The sequence below is a fragment of the Massilia sp. SYSU DXS3249 genome, assembly GCF_053668055.1.
On the sequence record NZ_JBSIPX010000008.1, the window covers coordinates 50,615 to 65,387 of the forward strand.

Annotated in this window: 13 protein-coding genes; 10 read left to right on the plus strand and 3 right to left on the minus strand. The window is 62.8% G+C overall.

The genetic code is table 11. The features are described 5' to 3' along the window. Positions 1 to 49: 49 nt before the first annotated feature. Positions 50 to 1,342, minus strand: a complete 1,293-nt coding sequence (locus ACWCIA_RS11460; RefSeq protein ID WP_454163351.1) for an aspartyl/asparaginyl beta-hydroxylase domain-containing protein — start codon at positions 1,340 to 1,342, stop codon at positions 50 to 52. Between the two features lie 292 nt (positions 1,343 to 1,634). On the opposite strand from ACWCIA_RS11460, the gene ACWCIA_RS11465 reads away from it, so the two are divergent. The 9 genes from ACWCIA_RS11465 to ACWCIA_RS11505 all read left to right on the plus strand — a co-directional run bounded on the left by ACWCIA_RS11465 (position 1,635) and on the right by ACWCIA_RS11505 (position 11,317). After that, the gene (locus tag ACWCIA_RS11465) at positions 1,635 to 2,789 is read left to right on the plus strand and encodes an ATP phosphoribosyltransferase regulatory subunit (RefSeq protein ID WP_454163352.1); all 1,155 of its coding nucleotides are present in this window, start codon (positions 1,635 to 1,637) and stop codon (positions 2,787 to 2,789) included. A 3-nt stretch (positions 2,790 to 2,792) separates the two neighbouring features. Continuing rightward, positions 2,793 to 4,109: an adenylosuccinate synthase gene (locus ACWCIA_RS11470; RefSeq protein ID WP_454163353.1), complete on the plus strand. Its 1,317-nt coding sequence runs from the start codon at positions 2,793 to 2,795 to the stop codon at positions 4,107 to 4,109. A gap of 37 nt (positions 4,110 to 4,146) precedes the next feature. Then, positions 4,147 to 4,686, plus strand: a complete 540-nt coding sequence (locus tag ACWCIA_RS11475; protein WP_454163355.1) for a phosphoribosyltransferase — start codon at positions 4,147 to 4,149, stop codon at positions 4,684 to 4,686. Positions 4,687 to 4,931: 245 nt separating this feature from the next. Then, entirely contained in the window at positions 4,932 to 5,528 is a 597-nt protein-coding gene (locus tag ACWCIA_RS11480; protein WP_454163357.1) for a MarC family protein, read from the plus strand. 1 nt (position 5,529) lies between these two features. Then, positions 5,530 to 7,572 (plus strand): hybrid sensor histidine kinase/response regulator, encoded by a 2,043-nt coding sequence (locus ACWCIA_RS11485; protein WP_454163359.1) that lies wholly within the window; start codon positions 5,530 to 5,532, stop codon positions 7,570 to 7,572. 122 nt (positions 7,573 to 7,694) lie between these two features. After that, a complete protein-coding gene (locus ACWCIA_RS11490; RefSeq protein ID WP_454163361.1) occupies positions 7,695 to 8,132 on the plus strand; it encodes an FKBP-type peptidyl-prolyl cis-trans isomerase in 438 nt (145 codons plus the stop codon). A gap of 178 nt (positions 8,133 to 8,310) precedes the next feature. Further along, positions 8,311 to 9,396, plus strand: coding sequence for a trypsin-like serine protease (locus tag ACWCIA_RS11495; RefSeq protein ID WP_454163363.1), 1,086 nt, complete (start codon positions 8,311 to 8,313; stop codon positions 9,394 to 9,396). A 244-nt stretch (positions 9,397 to 9,640) separates the two neighbouring features. Next, on the plus strand, positions 9,641 to 10,723 hold the full coding sequence (locus ACWCIA_RS11500; protein ID WP_454163365.1) for a trypsin-like serine protease: 1,083 nt from the start codon (positions 9,641 to 9,643) through the stop codon (positions 10,721 to 10,723). A 132-nt stretch (positions 10,724 to 10,855) separates the two neighbouring features. Beyond that, positions 10,856 to 11,317: an RES family NAD+ phosphorylase gene (locus ACWCIA_RS11505; protein WP_454163367.1), complete on the plus strand. Its 462-nt coding sequence runs from the start codon at positions 10,856 to 10,858 to the stop codon at positions 11,315 to 11,317. A gap of 210 nt (positions 11,318 to 11,527) precedes the next feature. On the opposite strand, the gene ACWCIA_RS11510 is transcribed toward ACWCIA_RS11505, so the two are convergent. Continuing rightward, complete coding sequence (locus ACWCIA_RS11510; RefSeq protein ID WP_454163369.1) at positions 11,528 to 11,818, minus strand: hypothetical protein; 291 nt, start codon at positions 11,816 to 11,818, stop codon at positions 11,528 to 11,530. 459 nt (positions 11,819 to 12,277) lie between these two features. Here ACWCIA_RS11510 and ACWCIA_RS11515 point away from each other — a divergent pair, with 459 nt between their 5' ends. Further along, entirely contained in the window at positions 12,278 to 12,496 is a 219-nt protein-coding gene (locus ACWCIA_RS11515) for an RES family NAD+ phosphorylase (RefSeq protein ID WP_454163584.1), read from the plus strand. A gap of 110 nt (positions 12,497 to 12,606) precedes the next feature. On the opposite strand, the gene uvrB is transcribed toward ACWCIA_RS11515, so the two are convergent. After that, on the minus strand, positions 12,607 to 14,712 hold the full coding sequence (gene uvrB, locus ACWCIA_RS11520) for an excinuclease ABC subunit UvrB (protein WP_454163370.1): 2,106 nt from the start codon (positions 14,710 to 14,712) through the stop codon (positions 12,607 to 12,609). Positions 14,713 to 14,773: the final 61 nt, after the last annotated feature.

The window sequence follows — 14,773 nt, forward strand, 5'->3', positions numbered from 1 at the left end:
GTGGCGCCGTGCGATTCGACGGCCTGTCCGGGAACGCAGGGGCGGGTCGCTAGAGCCCGAATCCTGCGGCCTGTCCCGTGAATGCATTGATGCCGGCATTCATTGCCGTAATCAGGGCGCGCTCTGCAATGCTGAGCTGGGGGTGCCAGATGTCGAAGATCAGCACGACGCGCAGCGCGTCGCTGTCGTTCCAGGCCTCGTGCTCGATCGTGTCGTCGAACACCCAGGCCTTGCCTTCCTCCCACGCGCGCGTATCGTTTCCGACCCGGAATCCGCAAGCCGGCGGCACGATGAGCGGCAGGTGGGTCACCAGACGCACATTGCTCACCCCCGTATGCGGCGGGATTTTGGTGCGCGGCTTCAGTACCGAAAACATGGCGCTCGGGGTCCGGCCAGGCTGGTCCGGCTGCGGTGCGCTTGCCAGGAGTTCCATCGTACGCGGGCAGCGTGCCGCGTTCTCCTCCATCCGCACGCCGTTGTCGAGCAGGCGCAAGGCACTCCAGTCCGGGGACTTGTTCAGCCCCGCCCACTGGGCCAGCGGCATGTCGGGCGCATAATCGATATACGGAGTGAAACCGGTGTCGCTCGCCGGTATCGCCAGGAACTCCTCGCGGATCTCGTCCGTGGCAGCTTCGAAGGCGTCGAGCCAGGGGAAGTCGGCGCGGTCGAAGAAGCTGGTCGGCGCGAGGCCCTGGTAATGGAACATATGGGGCTGCGGGTCGTAGCGGCGCTTGCGTCCAAGCATGACATCGAGCGACTCGCGGAAGCGGCGCAGATCTCTGTTTCCGTGGGCGCCTTCCATCTCGCGCAGGTGCGGCGCCAGGTAGTCGTCGAGGAAGCCGCCGAATTCACGCTGGTAGGCATCGTGCCAGGCCAGCGCCTCCCGCACGGCCGGCCGCAGCTCGTGCGCCAGCTGGTGCATGGGGGGAGCGACGGCCGCCACGGCGGCGCAGGCACTGGCCGCTTCGCTGCGCCGGCCCTGGCGGATACACAGCTGGCTGCGCAGGACGAGTGCCACGAGGTCGTAGGGATCGACCGTCAGCGCATTGCGGATCGCTTGCTCCTCGGCCGCCTCGTCCTTCATTGCGAGGCAGACCACTGCCAGGTTCAGCCATTGCTGGACGTCGCGCCCATCGGCTGCAACCAGCCGATCGAGCAGGCCGCGAGCCCTTGCCACATCGCCGGCCTGGAAGGCCAGGCGCGAGAGCGCGTGCAGGGCGCGGGGGTGGTCGGGTTGCTGCGCAATAATGCGTTTCCAGAGCTGGAGCGCGCGGCGCCCGTCGCCGCGGTTCGAAGCGTCGGTCGCCTCCCGTTCGAGCGTGGCGACCGGTGGTGCATCCATGAGTTTGTCGGCCTGTTGCATAGTTTCCCACATGCATATATTTCGGGCCATTCTGAATCACACTCATGTATTTACGCAAGATGTATTTACACCTTGCCTTTCGCCGGGGGGGGGCGCCGTTGCCGGGTTCTCCAGCCGCTTGGCGTAGCATTCCGGCAACCTGCCCGCCCAACGGGCAGCATCCGCCTCCTGTCCCGCTGCATTTTCAGGTAAAATTGCCGATTCGGCGCGCACTTCGCATCTCCGCGCGCGCCCTGTTGCCTCATCCTTAACAATCCGATAGCTGTTGCCCATGCCGAACTGGCTTTTGCCTGAGAATATCGCCGACGTATTGCCGTCGGAAGCGCGCAAGATCGAAGAACTGCGCCGCCAGATGCTCGACACCTTCCGCCTGTATGGCTACGAACTGGTCATGCCGCCGATGCTCGAGTACGTCGAGTCGCTGCTGGCCGGCGCCGGGCAAGACACCGACCTGCGCACCTTCAAGCTGGTCGACCAGCTATCCGGACGCCTCCTCGGCCTGCGCGCCGACATGACCACGCAGGTGGCGCGCATCGATGCGCACCTGCTCAACCGCGACACCGTCACCCGCCTGTGCTACGCCGGCAGCGTGCTGCATACCCGTCCGTCGGGCCTGCACGCGACCCGCGAGCCGATCCAGATCGGCGCCGAGATCTACGGCCATGCCGGGCTCGAGGCCGATGCCGAGATCCAGGAACTAGCGCTGGCCTCGGTCGCGCTGGCCGGCTTCCTCGACGTGCGCCTCGACATGGCCCACGTCGGCGTGCTGCGCGCGCTGCTGGCGCAGGACCCGGCCGCGCAACGCGACGAAGCCCAGATCACCGCGCTGCTGCGCGCGAAAGACGTGCCCGGCCTCGACGAACTGACCCGCGCCTACGCATCCGGCACGCGCGACGCGCTGCTGGCGCTGCCGAACCTGTACGGCGACGTCGAGGTGCTGGCGCGCGCGAAGGAAGTGCTGCCGCCGCTGCCGGGCATCACCCGCGCACTGGCCGAACTGGCCGCGCTGGCGGCCTGCGCCATCGGCCGCGCCGAGGTGGCGATCGACCTGGCCGACCTGCGCGGCTACCAGTACGAAAGCGGCGCCATGTTCGCGCTCTACGTGCCGGGCCTGCCGAATGCGGTGGCACGGGGAGGGCGCTACGACCACGTGGGCGAGGCCTTCGGGCGCGCCCGCCCCGCGACCGGCTTCTCGCTCGATTTGCGCGAGCTGGCCAGGCTGCTGCCGACCGCCGAACGCAAGCACTCGGTACGCGCCCCCTGGGGCAATGCGGTCGAGCTGCGCGAAAAAATCGCTGACCTGCGCAAGGCAGGCGAAGTCGTGATCCAGTCCATGCCGGGTCACGATAATGTTCAGGACGAGTTCGAGTGCGACCGCGTGCTCGTCCTCGAAGATGGAAATTGGATTCTCAAAAACTTAGGTTAAGTGATGTCAAATACAAACGTGGCAAAGAACGTCGTTGTCATCGGCACCCAGTGGGGCGATGAGGGCAAGGGTAAGATCGTCGACTGGCTGACCGATCACGCAGCGGGCGTCGTCCGTTTCCAGGGCGGCCATAACGCCGGCCATACCCTGGTCATCAAGGGCCAGAAGACGGCCCTGCAGCTGATCCCGTCGGGCATCATGCGCGAAGGCGTGGCCTGCTACATCGGCAACGGCGTCGTCGTCTCGGTTCCGGACGTGATGCGCGAGATCGACAAGCTGGCCGCGGCCGGCGTCGAAGTCGTGTCGCGCCTGAAGATCTCGGAAGCCTGCCCGATCATTCTTCCTTACCACGTCGCCATCGACCAGGCACGCGAAGCCAAGCGCGGCGTCAACAAGATCGGCACCACCGGCAAGGGCATCGGCCCGGCCTATGAAGACAAGGTCGCGCGCCGCGCGATCCGCATCGCCGACCTGCTCAACGAAGAGCGTTTCGCCGAGAAGCTCAAGGAAAACCTCGAGTACCACAACTTCGTCCTGGTGAACTACCTGGGCGGCGAAGCGATCGACTTCCAGAAGACCTTCGACGACGCGATGGCCCTGGTGCCGCGCCTGCGCCCGATGGTCGGCGACGTCTCGTCGGCACTCTATGCAGCCTATAAAGCCGGCGGCAGCCTGCTGTTCGAAGGCGCGCAGGGTTCGCTGCTCGACGTCGACCACGGCACTTACCCGTTCGTCACCTCGTCGAACTGCGTGGCCGGCAACGCCGCGGCCGGCGCCGGCGTCGGCCCGGGCATGCTGCACTACATCATGGGCATCACCAAGGCCTACACCACCCGTGTCGGCTCGGGCCCGTTCCCTGCCGAACTGCCGACCGACGCCGGCGTGGGCGAGCACCTGTCGCGCGTGGGCCACGAGTTCGGCACCGTGACCGGCCGCGCCCGCCGTTGCGGCTGGTTCGACGCCGCGCTGCTGCGCCGCTCGGTGCAGATCAACGGCGTGTCGGGCATGTGCCTGACCAAGCTCGACGTGCTGGACGGCATCGAAACCCTGAAGCTGTGCACCGGCTACAAGATCGACGGCCGCGATGTCGACATCTTCCCGGTCGGCGCCGAAGAAGCCGCCCTGTGCCAGCCGGTCTACGAAGAAATGCCGGGCTGGACCGAGTCCACCGTCGGCGCCAAGTCGATGGACGAGCTGCCAGCCAACGCCCGCGCCTACATCAAGCGCATCGAAGAGCTGGTCGGCATCCCGGTCGACATGGTCTCGACCGGCCCGGACCGCGAAGAAACCATCGTGCTGCGTCACCCGTTTGCAGTCTGATTCAATATATAAAAATAGAAGATAGGAAACACCTGAAATGAACACCCCTGCATCGACCGACAAGGACCTCTGGGTTTCGTGGGACGAGTACAACCGCCTGGTCGAGCGCCTTGCGCTGCAAGTGTATGAATCGAACTGGAAGTTCGACATGGTGCTGTGCCTGGCGCGCGGCGGCGTGCGTCCCGGCGACGTGATCTCGCGCATCTTCGACGTGCCGCTGGCGATCCTGTCGACCAGCTCCTACCGCGAAGAAGCCGGCACCAAGCAGGGCAACCTGGACATCGCCAAGTACATGACGATGACCAAGGGCCCGCTGGCCGGCCGCATCCTGCTGGTCGACGACCTGGCCGACTCGGGCGTGACCCTGCAGCGCGTGCGCGAGCACCTGCAGACCAACTACCCGGACGTCAGCGAAGTCAAGTCGGCCGTCATCTGGGTCAAGGGCACCTCGGCCTTCAAGCCGGACTACCATTTGGAAGACCTGCCGCACAACCCGTGGATCCACCAGCCGTTCGAAGACTACGACGGCCTGCGTCCGCACCAGTTGTCGGCGTGGATGAAGAAGTTCGAGAAGTAATCCTGAGGTAGCGAGTTCAGGAAGAGGCCAGGATGCGTTGCTCCTGGCCTTTTTTCTTCAGGGTGCAATACAGCGCCTTCTTTGTGAATCAGTTAAGATTGTTACAGCGGCCCAGGAACGCCTGACAAGACCGCCATGGCTGCGTTGCAACGCCTCGCCGTACCCATGTACTGTCTTCGGCGCTGCGCCTTGCCCTGACGGCCTTGTCAGGCGTTCCAGCCAAGAAACTAACAACAAGAACATCCATGACCCAAAGTTTCTTCCAGACCTTCATCCTGCTCATCCTCGTCACTGACCCCTTCGGCAACGTTCCCCTGTTTGCTGCCGCCCTGAAGGACACCCCGGTCCAGCGCCGGCCGCGCATCGTCGTGCGCGAGTGCGCGATCGCGTTCCTGCTATTGTTGGTATTCATGTTCTTCGGCCAGCACTTCCTGGCCGCGTTGCACCTGAGCCCGGTCGCGCTGCGCATCGGCGGCGCCGTGATCCTCCTCATCATTGCGATCCGCATGATCTTCCCGCACCCGGACGGCGTGCTCGGCCGCAGCGAGCACGGCGAGCCCTTCATCGTGCCGCTGGCGATTCCGGCCCTGGCCGGGCCCTCGGCGCTGGCGACCGTGCTGCTGTTCAGTTCGGAATCGCTGTCGGAAACCATGGTGCACGTGGCGGCGCTGGCGGCGGTCGGCGTGGTCTGGCTGGCCGTGTTCCTGAGCGCCGAGCGCCTCCAGCAAAAGCTGGGACCGCAGGTGATGACGGCCTTCGAGCGCCTGATGGGCCTGATCCTGACGGCGATGTCGGTCGAGATGCTGCTTGGCGGTATCCGAGAATTCGTGAAGACACTCTGATATGAGCGACCAGGGCGCAGCGGCAAGCACACCAGGCGAGGGCGACGGCGCCTCGCTGCGCTTCCTGAGCGACGGCGGCGAAATCGGTGCCCTGATGCGCTCGCAGGACTGGTCGCGTTCCCCGCTAGGCGAGCCATCGGGCTGGCCGCGCGCCTTGCGCACCATCGTCTCGCTGATGCTGGGCTCGAAGTTCCCCATGTTCTGCGCCTGGGGCAAGGAGCTGGCCTTCCTTTACAACGAGCCTTACCGCCAGATCCTGGGCGACAAGCACCCGGCCTCGCTCGGCGCGCCGTTCTACGATGTCTGGTCCGAGATCTGGCCCGATATTTACCCGCTGATCGAACGCGCGCTCGCCGGCGAAGCGACCTACATGGAAAAGCTGCCGCTGCTGATGCGCCGCCACGGCTACGACGAGGAGACCTGGTTCACCTTCTCGTATTCCCCGGCGCGCGACGACAACGGCGAGGTGGCCGGCGTGCACTGCGCCTGCGTCGAGGTGACCGGGCAGGTACATGCCGAGCGCTACCGCGACGAAGAGAACAAGCGCCTGGTGACCCTGTTCGAGCAGGCGCCCGGCATCATCGCCGTGCTGCGCGGTCCCGAGCACGTGTTCGAGATCACGAATAAAAGTTACATGCAGATGATCGGGCGCTCCGACCTGGTCGGCAAGACGGCGCGCGAGGCGCTGCCGTATGTCGAAGGGCAGGGCTTCTTCGAGCTGCTCGACCAGGTCTACCAGAGCGGCACGCCTTTCGTCGGCCACTCGCTGCCGCTGGACGTGGCGCGCGAGCCCGGCGCGCCGCTCGAGCGGCGCTACCTCGACTTCATCTACCAGCCGATCCGCGACCCGGCCGGCAACGTGGTCGGCATCTTCGTCGAAGGCAGCGACGTTACCGTCCGCAAGCAGGTCGAGGACGACCTGCGCGCCGCGAACCGCCAGAAAGACCAGTTCCTGGCCATGCTGGCCCACGAGCTGCGCAACCCGCTGGCGCCGATCACGACCGCGGCCCACCTGCTCAAGCTCGGCCACCTCGACGACAAGGCGGTGCGCAACGCCAGCGAGATCATCGCGCGCCAGGCCGAGCACATGACCGACCTGGTCAACGATTTATTGGACGTCTCGCGCGTGACGCGCGGCCTGGTCACGCTGGAAAAGGAAGAGCTGGACGTGAACGCGGTGGTCGCCGGCGCCTTCGAGCAGGTGCGCCCGCTGATCGAATCGAAGCGCCATTCGCTGACGATGCAGCTCTCGGGCGAGCCGGTGCACGTGCTGGGCGACCGCACGCGCCTGGTGCAGGTGCTGTCCAACATCCTCAACAACGCCGCCAAGTACACGCCGCCGGGCGGCCAGATCACGCTCAGCGTGAGTGCGTCCGGCGACCAGGTGCTGGTTACCGTCGTCGATAACGGGATCGGCATCGAGCCGGACGTGCTGCCGTATATCTTCGAGCTGTTCACCCAGGCCGAGCGCACTCCCGACCGTTCGCAGGGCGGGCTCGGCATCGGCCTGGCGCTGGTCAAAAGCCTGGTCGCCCTGCATGGCGGCACGGTCGACGCGCGCAGCGAGGCGCCGGGGCGCGGCAGCGAGTTCGAGATCCGCCTGCCGCGCATCGACACGGTCGCGCCAGGCAGCGACGGCGCCGCGGGAAGCGGTTCCGCGACCGAGGTGGCGCCGCTGCGCGTGATGGTAGTCGACGACAACCAGGACGCGGCCCAGATGCTGGCGACCCTGCTGGAAGTGCAGGGCCATGCGGTCTCGGTCGAATACGACGGCCGCGGCGCGCTGGCGCGGGCGCGGCGGGAGCAGCCGCAGGTCATGCTGCTCGACATCGGCCTGCCCGACACCGACGGCTACGCCCTGGCGCGCCAGCTGCGCGCGCTGCCCGAACTGCACGGCATCACCTTGGTCGCCCTGACCGGCTACGGCCAGAACGAAGACCGCCGCCGTGCCGAGGAAGCGGGCTTCGACCACCACCTCGTGAAGCCGGCGGACCTCGAGCAGGTGTCGCAGATCCTGGCCACGGCCCAGAAGAGCCGTAGCTGAGAGATAGCCGAGCTTGTGCGAAATGCCCGACTAGGGAATACTGCGCGCACAGCCGCATTCATGCTACTTAGCAAGTTGGCGGGCTGAACGAACCGTGCAGTCATTCCTCTGAAGGTAAAACCATGAAATCCACATTCTCCGCCCTCGGCCTGGCCCTGTTCCTGAGCGCCGGCGCCGCCGTCGCAGCCGCGCCGGCCGCTCCGGCCAAGCCCGCTGCCGCTCCGCAAGTCCAGAAGATCGACACCGTCGTCGGCAAGGGCAAGGAAGCAGTCGCCGGCAAGACCGTCACCGTCCACTACAGCGGCTGGCTGTACGCGCCCAAGGCACCGAAGGGCCGCGGCGCGCAGTTCGATACCTCGGCCGGCTCCGAGCCGTTCACCTTCCCGCTGGGCGCGGGCGCCGTCATTCCCGGCTGGGACCAGGGCGTGGCCGGCATGAAGGTCGGCGGCAAGCGCACCCTGATCATTCCTTCCACGCTGGGCTATGGCGCACGCGGCGCGGGCCCGATTCCGCCGAACGCCAACCTGATCTTCGACGTTGAATTGCTGGATGTAAAGTAATCATTTGTTAAAGAAATTTTTGAGTGTCGGTAACATTTACACTTTGAAATTCTTGAGTTTTGTTAGCTACTTAACATATTGATTCGACGAATTATTTTCGTTTGGCATGGTTATTGCTGAGTGTCTCGTACCACGGGGGAGGGGCCACCGTGAAGAGACACTCACACAAGGAAAACACATGCTGAATCGGAAACTGTCGTTGAAACAGATCGCAGGTAGCGTTGTTGCAGCTGGACTGGCATTCGGTATGGGCTCGGCCCACGCCTCCGTCGCTGCGTCGCCTTATTCGGTCGTGAACCCGGCCATCGTGTCGGGCGCACTGCCGGATACCCCGGCTGCGCGCGTGGACCCGAACGTCCCAAGCTCGCCTTACTCGGGCGTGGTCAGCATCAACATCCGTTACGACGGCCAGTCCTTCATCTGCTCCGGCGCAATGATCGCCAAGCGTTCGGTGCTGACCGCCGGCCATTGCGTCGACACCAACGGCAACGGCACCTACGTGGACCTGAAGAAGGCCGGCACCGATGTGCGCGTGGTCTTCAATAGCAATGGCAACGTCAATGCCCTGATCAACGCGAACAAGGTGGACGTGCACTCCGGCTACCAGGGCTTCAACAACTGCCCGGACGGCACCCGCGGTTGCGTCAATGACGACGTCGCCGTGCTGACGCTGGCAGCAGACGCACCGGACAGCGCCAAGATCTACAAGGTCGCGGTCAATCCGCTGACCACCGGCACGCGCATCACGATGGCCGGCTACGGCACCTCGGGCGACGGCACCCTGGGCTACTACGTGTCGCCGAGCTTCACCGTCAAGCGCAGCGGCGAAAACGTGGTCGACCTGTTCGACCTGGACGACGAGCAGGACTTCGAAGCCGGCAAGCAGGAAGTCTATTACGCCGACTTCGACGGCGCCGGCCGCGATCTGTTCTGCGACCTGTTCGGCGTCTGCACCGAAGTCCTGCCGAACGACCGCGAAGCCACCATCGGCGGCGGCGATTCGGGCGGCCCATCCTTCGTCAACATGTACGGCGAGCTGATGATTGTTGCTAACAACACCTTCAGCGGCCGCTTCACCAACCTGCCATACCAGGGCGGCCAGTTCGGCACCTACTTCGGCGGCATGGTCATGAACGGCTACGGCGATTTCCTCAATAGCGCAACCGGTGGCCGCGTGGCCCTGGTGCCGGAACCAACCAGCATCGCACTGCTGGGCCTGGGTGCCCTCATGATCGGTGGCGCACGCCGCCGCAAGCAGAAGTAATCTGCTCAGCAGCACGACACAAAAACGGCCTTCGGGCCGTTTTTGTTTTTCAGGTTGACTAGAGAAAGGGCAGGCTATCTTGTCGGAAATTCTTACAGTTGTTCAATTATTTCCGAATATCAAATCCATAACATGTTGAAAACAAGCATTATTTTCCTAATGGCATACTAATTGCTAAATTGCATGTACACGGTGACGGGGTCGTCCGTGAGAGAGACACCAACTACAAGTAAAAGGAAAAGAAATGTTGAATCGGAAACTGTCGTTGAAGCAAATCGCAGGTAGCATCGTCGCCATCGGCATGACCTTCGCCATGGGCTCGGCCCAGGCATCGGTCGCTGCGACCTCGGGCAGCATCGTCACCCCAACCATCACCTCGGGCGCAGCGCCTGACAGCCCAGCCAAGCGCGTTGACCCAAACGTCGCATCGTCGAAGTTCTCCGGCGTCGTCAGTCTGAACATTGTCTACGACGGCCAATCCTTCATCTGCTCCGGCGCTCTGGTAGGCAAGCGCCAAGTCATCTCGGCAGGCCACTGCGTCGACACCGCCGGCAACGGCACCTACGTTGACCTGAAGAAGCCAGGCACGAGCCTGGTGGTGGTGTTCAACAGCTCTGCCGACGCAGCCGGCCGTGCAGTCGTCGCGGCTTCCAGTTTCGCCGTTCACAAAGACTACCAAGGCTTCAACGTTTGCCCAGACATGAAATTCGGCTGCGTTAACGACGACGTCGCCGTTGTGACCTTGGAAAAAGACGCTCCTGCTACCGCCCAAATCTATAAGGTTGCCGTCAACCCGCTGGTCTCGGGCACCCGCATCATCATGGCCGGCTATGGAACCTCGGGCGATGGTGTCAACGGCTATTACGTCAACCCGGCTTTCCGCGTCAAGCGCAGTGGCGAAAACAACGCTGAACTGTTCGACGGTAACGACGAAGCAGGCTGGACCGGCAAGAGCGAAGTCTTCTATGCAGACTTCGACGGCCCGGGCAAAGACACCTTCTGCGATATCGCCGATATCTGCAATACGGGCCTGGGCAATGATCGCGAAGCCGGTATCGGCGGCGGCGATTCGGGCGGCCCATCGTTCGTCGAAATGTACGGCGAACTGATGTTGGTAGCGAACAATACGTTCAGCGGCCGTTTCACCGGCCAGACCCCAGGCACCTTCGGCACCTACTTCGGTGGCATGGTAATGGGCGGCTACGCGGACTTCCTGCACACCGCTACCAACGGCCGCGTGACCCTGGTTCCAGAACCAGCGAGCATCGCACTGCTGGGCCTGGGCGCCCTGATGATCGGTGGCGCACGCCGTCGCAAGCAGAAGTAATCAAGTCGTAGAAGCAAAAACAAAAACGGCCTTCGGGCCGTTTTTGTTTTGGAAGGTCCTTGCCCATGCGTGCGCGGCCGTGGGTGGTTGCCGATGTATGCTGGCGCCATCACCTTCACGCGATGGACATGCATGCGAGCCTGGAGAATTGCAATCGAAAAAGCGGCGCTCGACCGCAACTGCGAAGGCGCGCGCGCTAGCGGCGGCCACTGGCACAGCGAGGGCCAGCCAGCCCTCTACGCCGCCATGACGGTCGAACTGGCCGTGCTGGAAAAGTTCGTGCATACCGAAGAGGTCGACGAAGAGCGCCTGGTGCTGGTGGCGATCGACCTGCCCGACGACCCGGAACTTGGCCTCGACGTGCAGCGCGAGAACCTGCCCGCGGGCTGGGACGACCTCGAGGACGGCGGCAGCGCCACCGCCTTCGGCACCGCCTTCCTCAAGAAGCGCGAGCATCTCTACATGCGGGTGCCGTCGGTGATCGTGGGGGAGGGCGTGAACCTCGTCATCAACCCGGCGCATCATGCGTATGAGCAGGTGAAGTTGAGCATTGCGCGGAGCTTCAGTTTCGATCCGAGGATGTTCAAGCGGTAAAGCGGTACAGCTTGGAAATTTACTCCTAAAAGAAGGCGTGCGAACTTGCACGCCCACCTAAGCTAGATGCCAGACCCCTTTGTTGCATGAACATGTAAGCGATAACGTCGACAACGCTTCTGCCGTCTGTCCTCATGGAAGTAGCGTGAATAACAAAATTATTTCACGCGTCCTCATCTAAGTGCGTGGCACAAGAATGCCGGGCATGGTTCACAACCTGCTTGCCAAATATGATATGAAAATAAGAAGCGATGCGACGGTCAACGATATGAGCAGACGGGTGAAAAACGCTTTCGCGAAGATTCCAACTTTGCGTTTTGAAATATCTTCTGGCACTAAATAGGTTGACACGTTCGTCACGAATATAATGCTAAAAAGCAAAAACGGTGACAGCGTTATTTCGTTGGGAAGCGCGAGCGGAATGAGAACTGAACTTACCGCAATCGTCGCGCCTATGGTTATCCAATCGATAGCCTGATGCTTGTTTTCGTGGTCGCTCATCGTGAGTCCTCGTGAACACTTCATTAGAGTTGACGCCTACCCGAACTTGCGTCGTATTCTCATAAAAAATTGATCGACGCCTTTTTCAGTGTTGCAACTAGATTTTGCATCAGATGATCTGTGATGTAGTTGTCATTGAGCAACTACGGCTTACAACATTATTGTCTTGTCACGCAGGCGTTCTCATACAATAAACAATAGTGGTGGGGCGTCGATGAAGGCGATATGAACGTATCCGGACTAAGGATGAGTCAAGGCCAGAAAAATTGAAAGCAACATGGATTAATAGCGAATCTACTTAGCAAGCGACAAGTAATATAGCAAAGTAGGTATTTTGCAGAAATGATCATTTATTAAAAAATTCGTGCATACCGAAGAGGCCGACGAGGAGCGCCTGGTGCTGGTCGCCATCGACCTGCCTGACGACCCGCCCTCGGCCTCGACTTAGGCCACGCCGACCTGCCCGCCGGCTGGGACGACCTCGAGGACGGCGGCAGCGCCACCGGCTTCGGCACCGCCTTCCTCAAGAAGCGCGAGCATCTCTACATGCGGGTGCCGTCGGTGATCGTGGGAGAGGGCGTGAACCTCGTCATCAATCCTGCGCACCATGCGTATGACCAGGTGAAGTTGAGCATTGCGCGGAGCTTCAGTTTCGATCCGAGGATGTTCAAGCGCTAGCCAACGCGTGGAGTCCCGACTCCACGCGTTTCACCGTATGCAGGCCTGAGGTCCGATACTCCGGCTGAAAAAAAACGGCGCCACCGGCGCCGTCGTATTTCTAACCGCGTTCACTTCCCCAACATCGACACCACGTTGTCCGCCCCCGGCGCCCCGAAGGCCTGCTGCTTGAGGATGTGCAGCTGGTCGCGCACCTGCGCCGCCTTTTCGAATTCGAGGTTCTTGGCGTGGTCGACCATGAGCTTCTCGAGGCGCTTGATCTCCTTGCCGATCTGCTTCTCGCTCATCGACTCGACCTTCGCCGCAGCCGCAGCATCGTCCAGGTTCTGCGCGCCCTCGAGCATCGCCTTCTGCGCCGCATTGCTGTAGACGCCGTCGATCAGTTCCTTGATCTTCTTCTGCACGCCCACCGGGGTGATGCCGTTCGCCTCGTTGAAGGCGATCTGCTTGGCGCGGCGGCGTTCGGTTTCGTCGATCGCGCGGCGCATCGAGTCGGTGACGTGGTCGGCGTACAGGATGGCCACGCCGTTCAGGTTACGCGCCGCGCGGCCGATGGTCTGGATCAGCGAGCGTTCGGAGCGCAGGAAGCCTTCCTTGTCGGCGTCCAGCACGGCGACCAGCGACACTTCCGGCAAGTCCAGGCCCTCGCGCAGCAGGTTAATGCCGATCAGGACGTCGAAGGTGCCCAGGCGCAGGTCGCGCAGGATTTCCACGCGCTCGACGGTCTCGATGTCGCTGTGCAGGTAGCGCACCTTGATGCCGTGGTCGGACAGGTATTCCGTCAGTTGCTCGGCCATGCGCTTGGTCAGCGTGGTGATCAGGACGCGCTCGTTCTTCTTGATGCGGTCGTTAATCTCGCTCATCACGTCGTCCACCTGCGACAGGGCAGGGCGCACGATGATGACCGGGTCGACCAGGCCGGTCGGGCGCACCACCTGCTCGACCACGTTGTCGGCGTGCGCCTTCTCGTATTCGGCGGGCGTGGCGGAGACGAAAATCGTCTGCCGCATCTTGCCTTCGAATTCCTCGAATTTCAGCGGCCGGTTGTCCAGCGCCGAAGGCAGGCGGAAGCCGTAGTCGACCAGGTTGGTCTTGCGCGAACGGTCGCCGTTGTACATGGCGGACAGCTGGCCGACGAGCACGTGCGACTCGTCCATGAACATCAGCGCGTCCTTCGGCAGGTAGTCGATCAGGGTCGGCGGCGGTTCGCCCGGCATGGCGCCCGACAGGTGGCGCGAGTAGTTCTCGATGCCCTTGGTGAAGCCGATTTCGGCCATCATCTCGAGGTCGAAGCGGGTGCGCTGTTCCAGGCGCTGCTCTTCGATCAGCTTGTTCTGCTGGCGGAATTCCTCGAGGCGGTCTTTCAGCTCGGCCTTGATCGACTCGACCGCGCGCAGGACTGTCGAGCGCGGGGTGACGTAGTGCGAACCCGGGTAGACGGTAAAACGCGGGATCTTCTGGCGCACGCGGCCCGTCAGCGGGTCGAACAGCTGGAGCGACTCGATCTCGTCGTCGAACATCTCGACGCGGATCGCCAGTTCGGCGTGCTCGGCCGGGAAGATGTCGATCGTATCGCCGCGCACGCGGAAGCTGCCGCGGCTGAAGTCCATCTCGTTGCGCGAGTACTGCATCTGGATCAGGCGCGCGATGATGTCGCGCTGCGCCACCTTGTCCTTGTGGCGCAGCGTCAGGATCATCTTGTGGTATTCGTTCGGGTTGCCGATACCGTAGATCGCAGAGACGGTGGCGACGATGACGACGTCGCGCCGCTCCATCAGCGACTTGGTGCACGACAGGCGCATCTGTTCGATGTGCTCGTTGATCGACGAGTCCTTTTCGATGAACAGGTCGCGCTGCGGCACATAGGCTTCCGGCTGGTAGTAGTCGTAGTAGGAGACGAAGTACTCGACCGCGTTCTGCGGGAAGAATTCGCGGAACTCCGCATACAGCTGGGCGGCCAGGGTCTTGTTCGGCGCGAACACGATCGCCGGACGGCCGGCGCGGGCGATCACGTTCGCCATCGTGTAGGTTTTACCGGAGCCGGTCACGCCGAGCAGGGTCTGGTACATCAGGCCGTCCTCGATGCCTTCGACCAGGCCCTCGATCGCGGTCGGCTGGTCGCCGGCCGGCGGGAAGGGCTGGTGCAGCTTGAAAGGCGAGTTCGGGAAAGTGATTACTGTCGGTTCCGGACCGGTTGCGATTGATACATCAGCCATGTTTCAAGACCTTTGCTAGAATGGGAGTTCGTTTGCGGCACTGCAGCAGAGTTAATGCAAC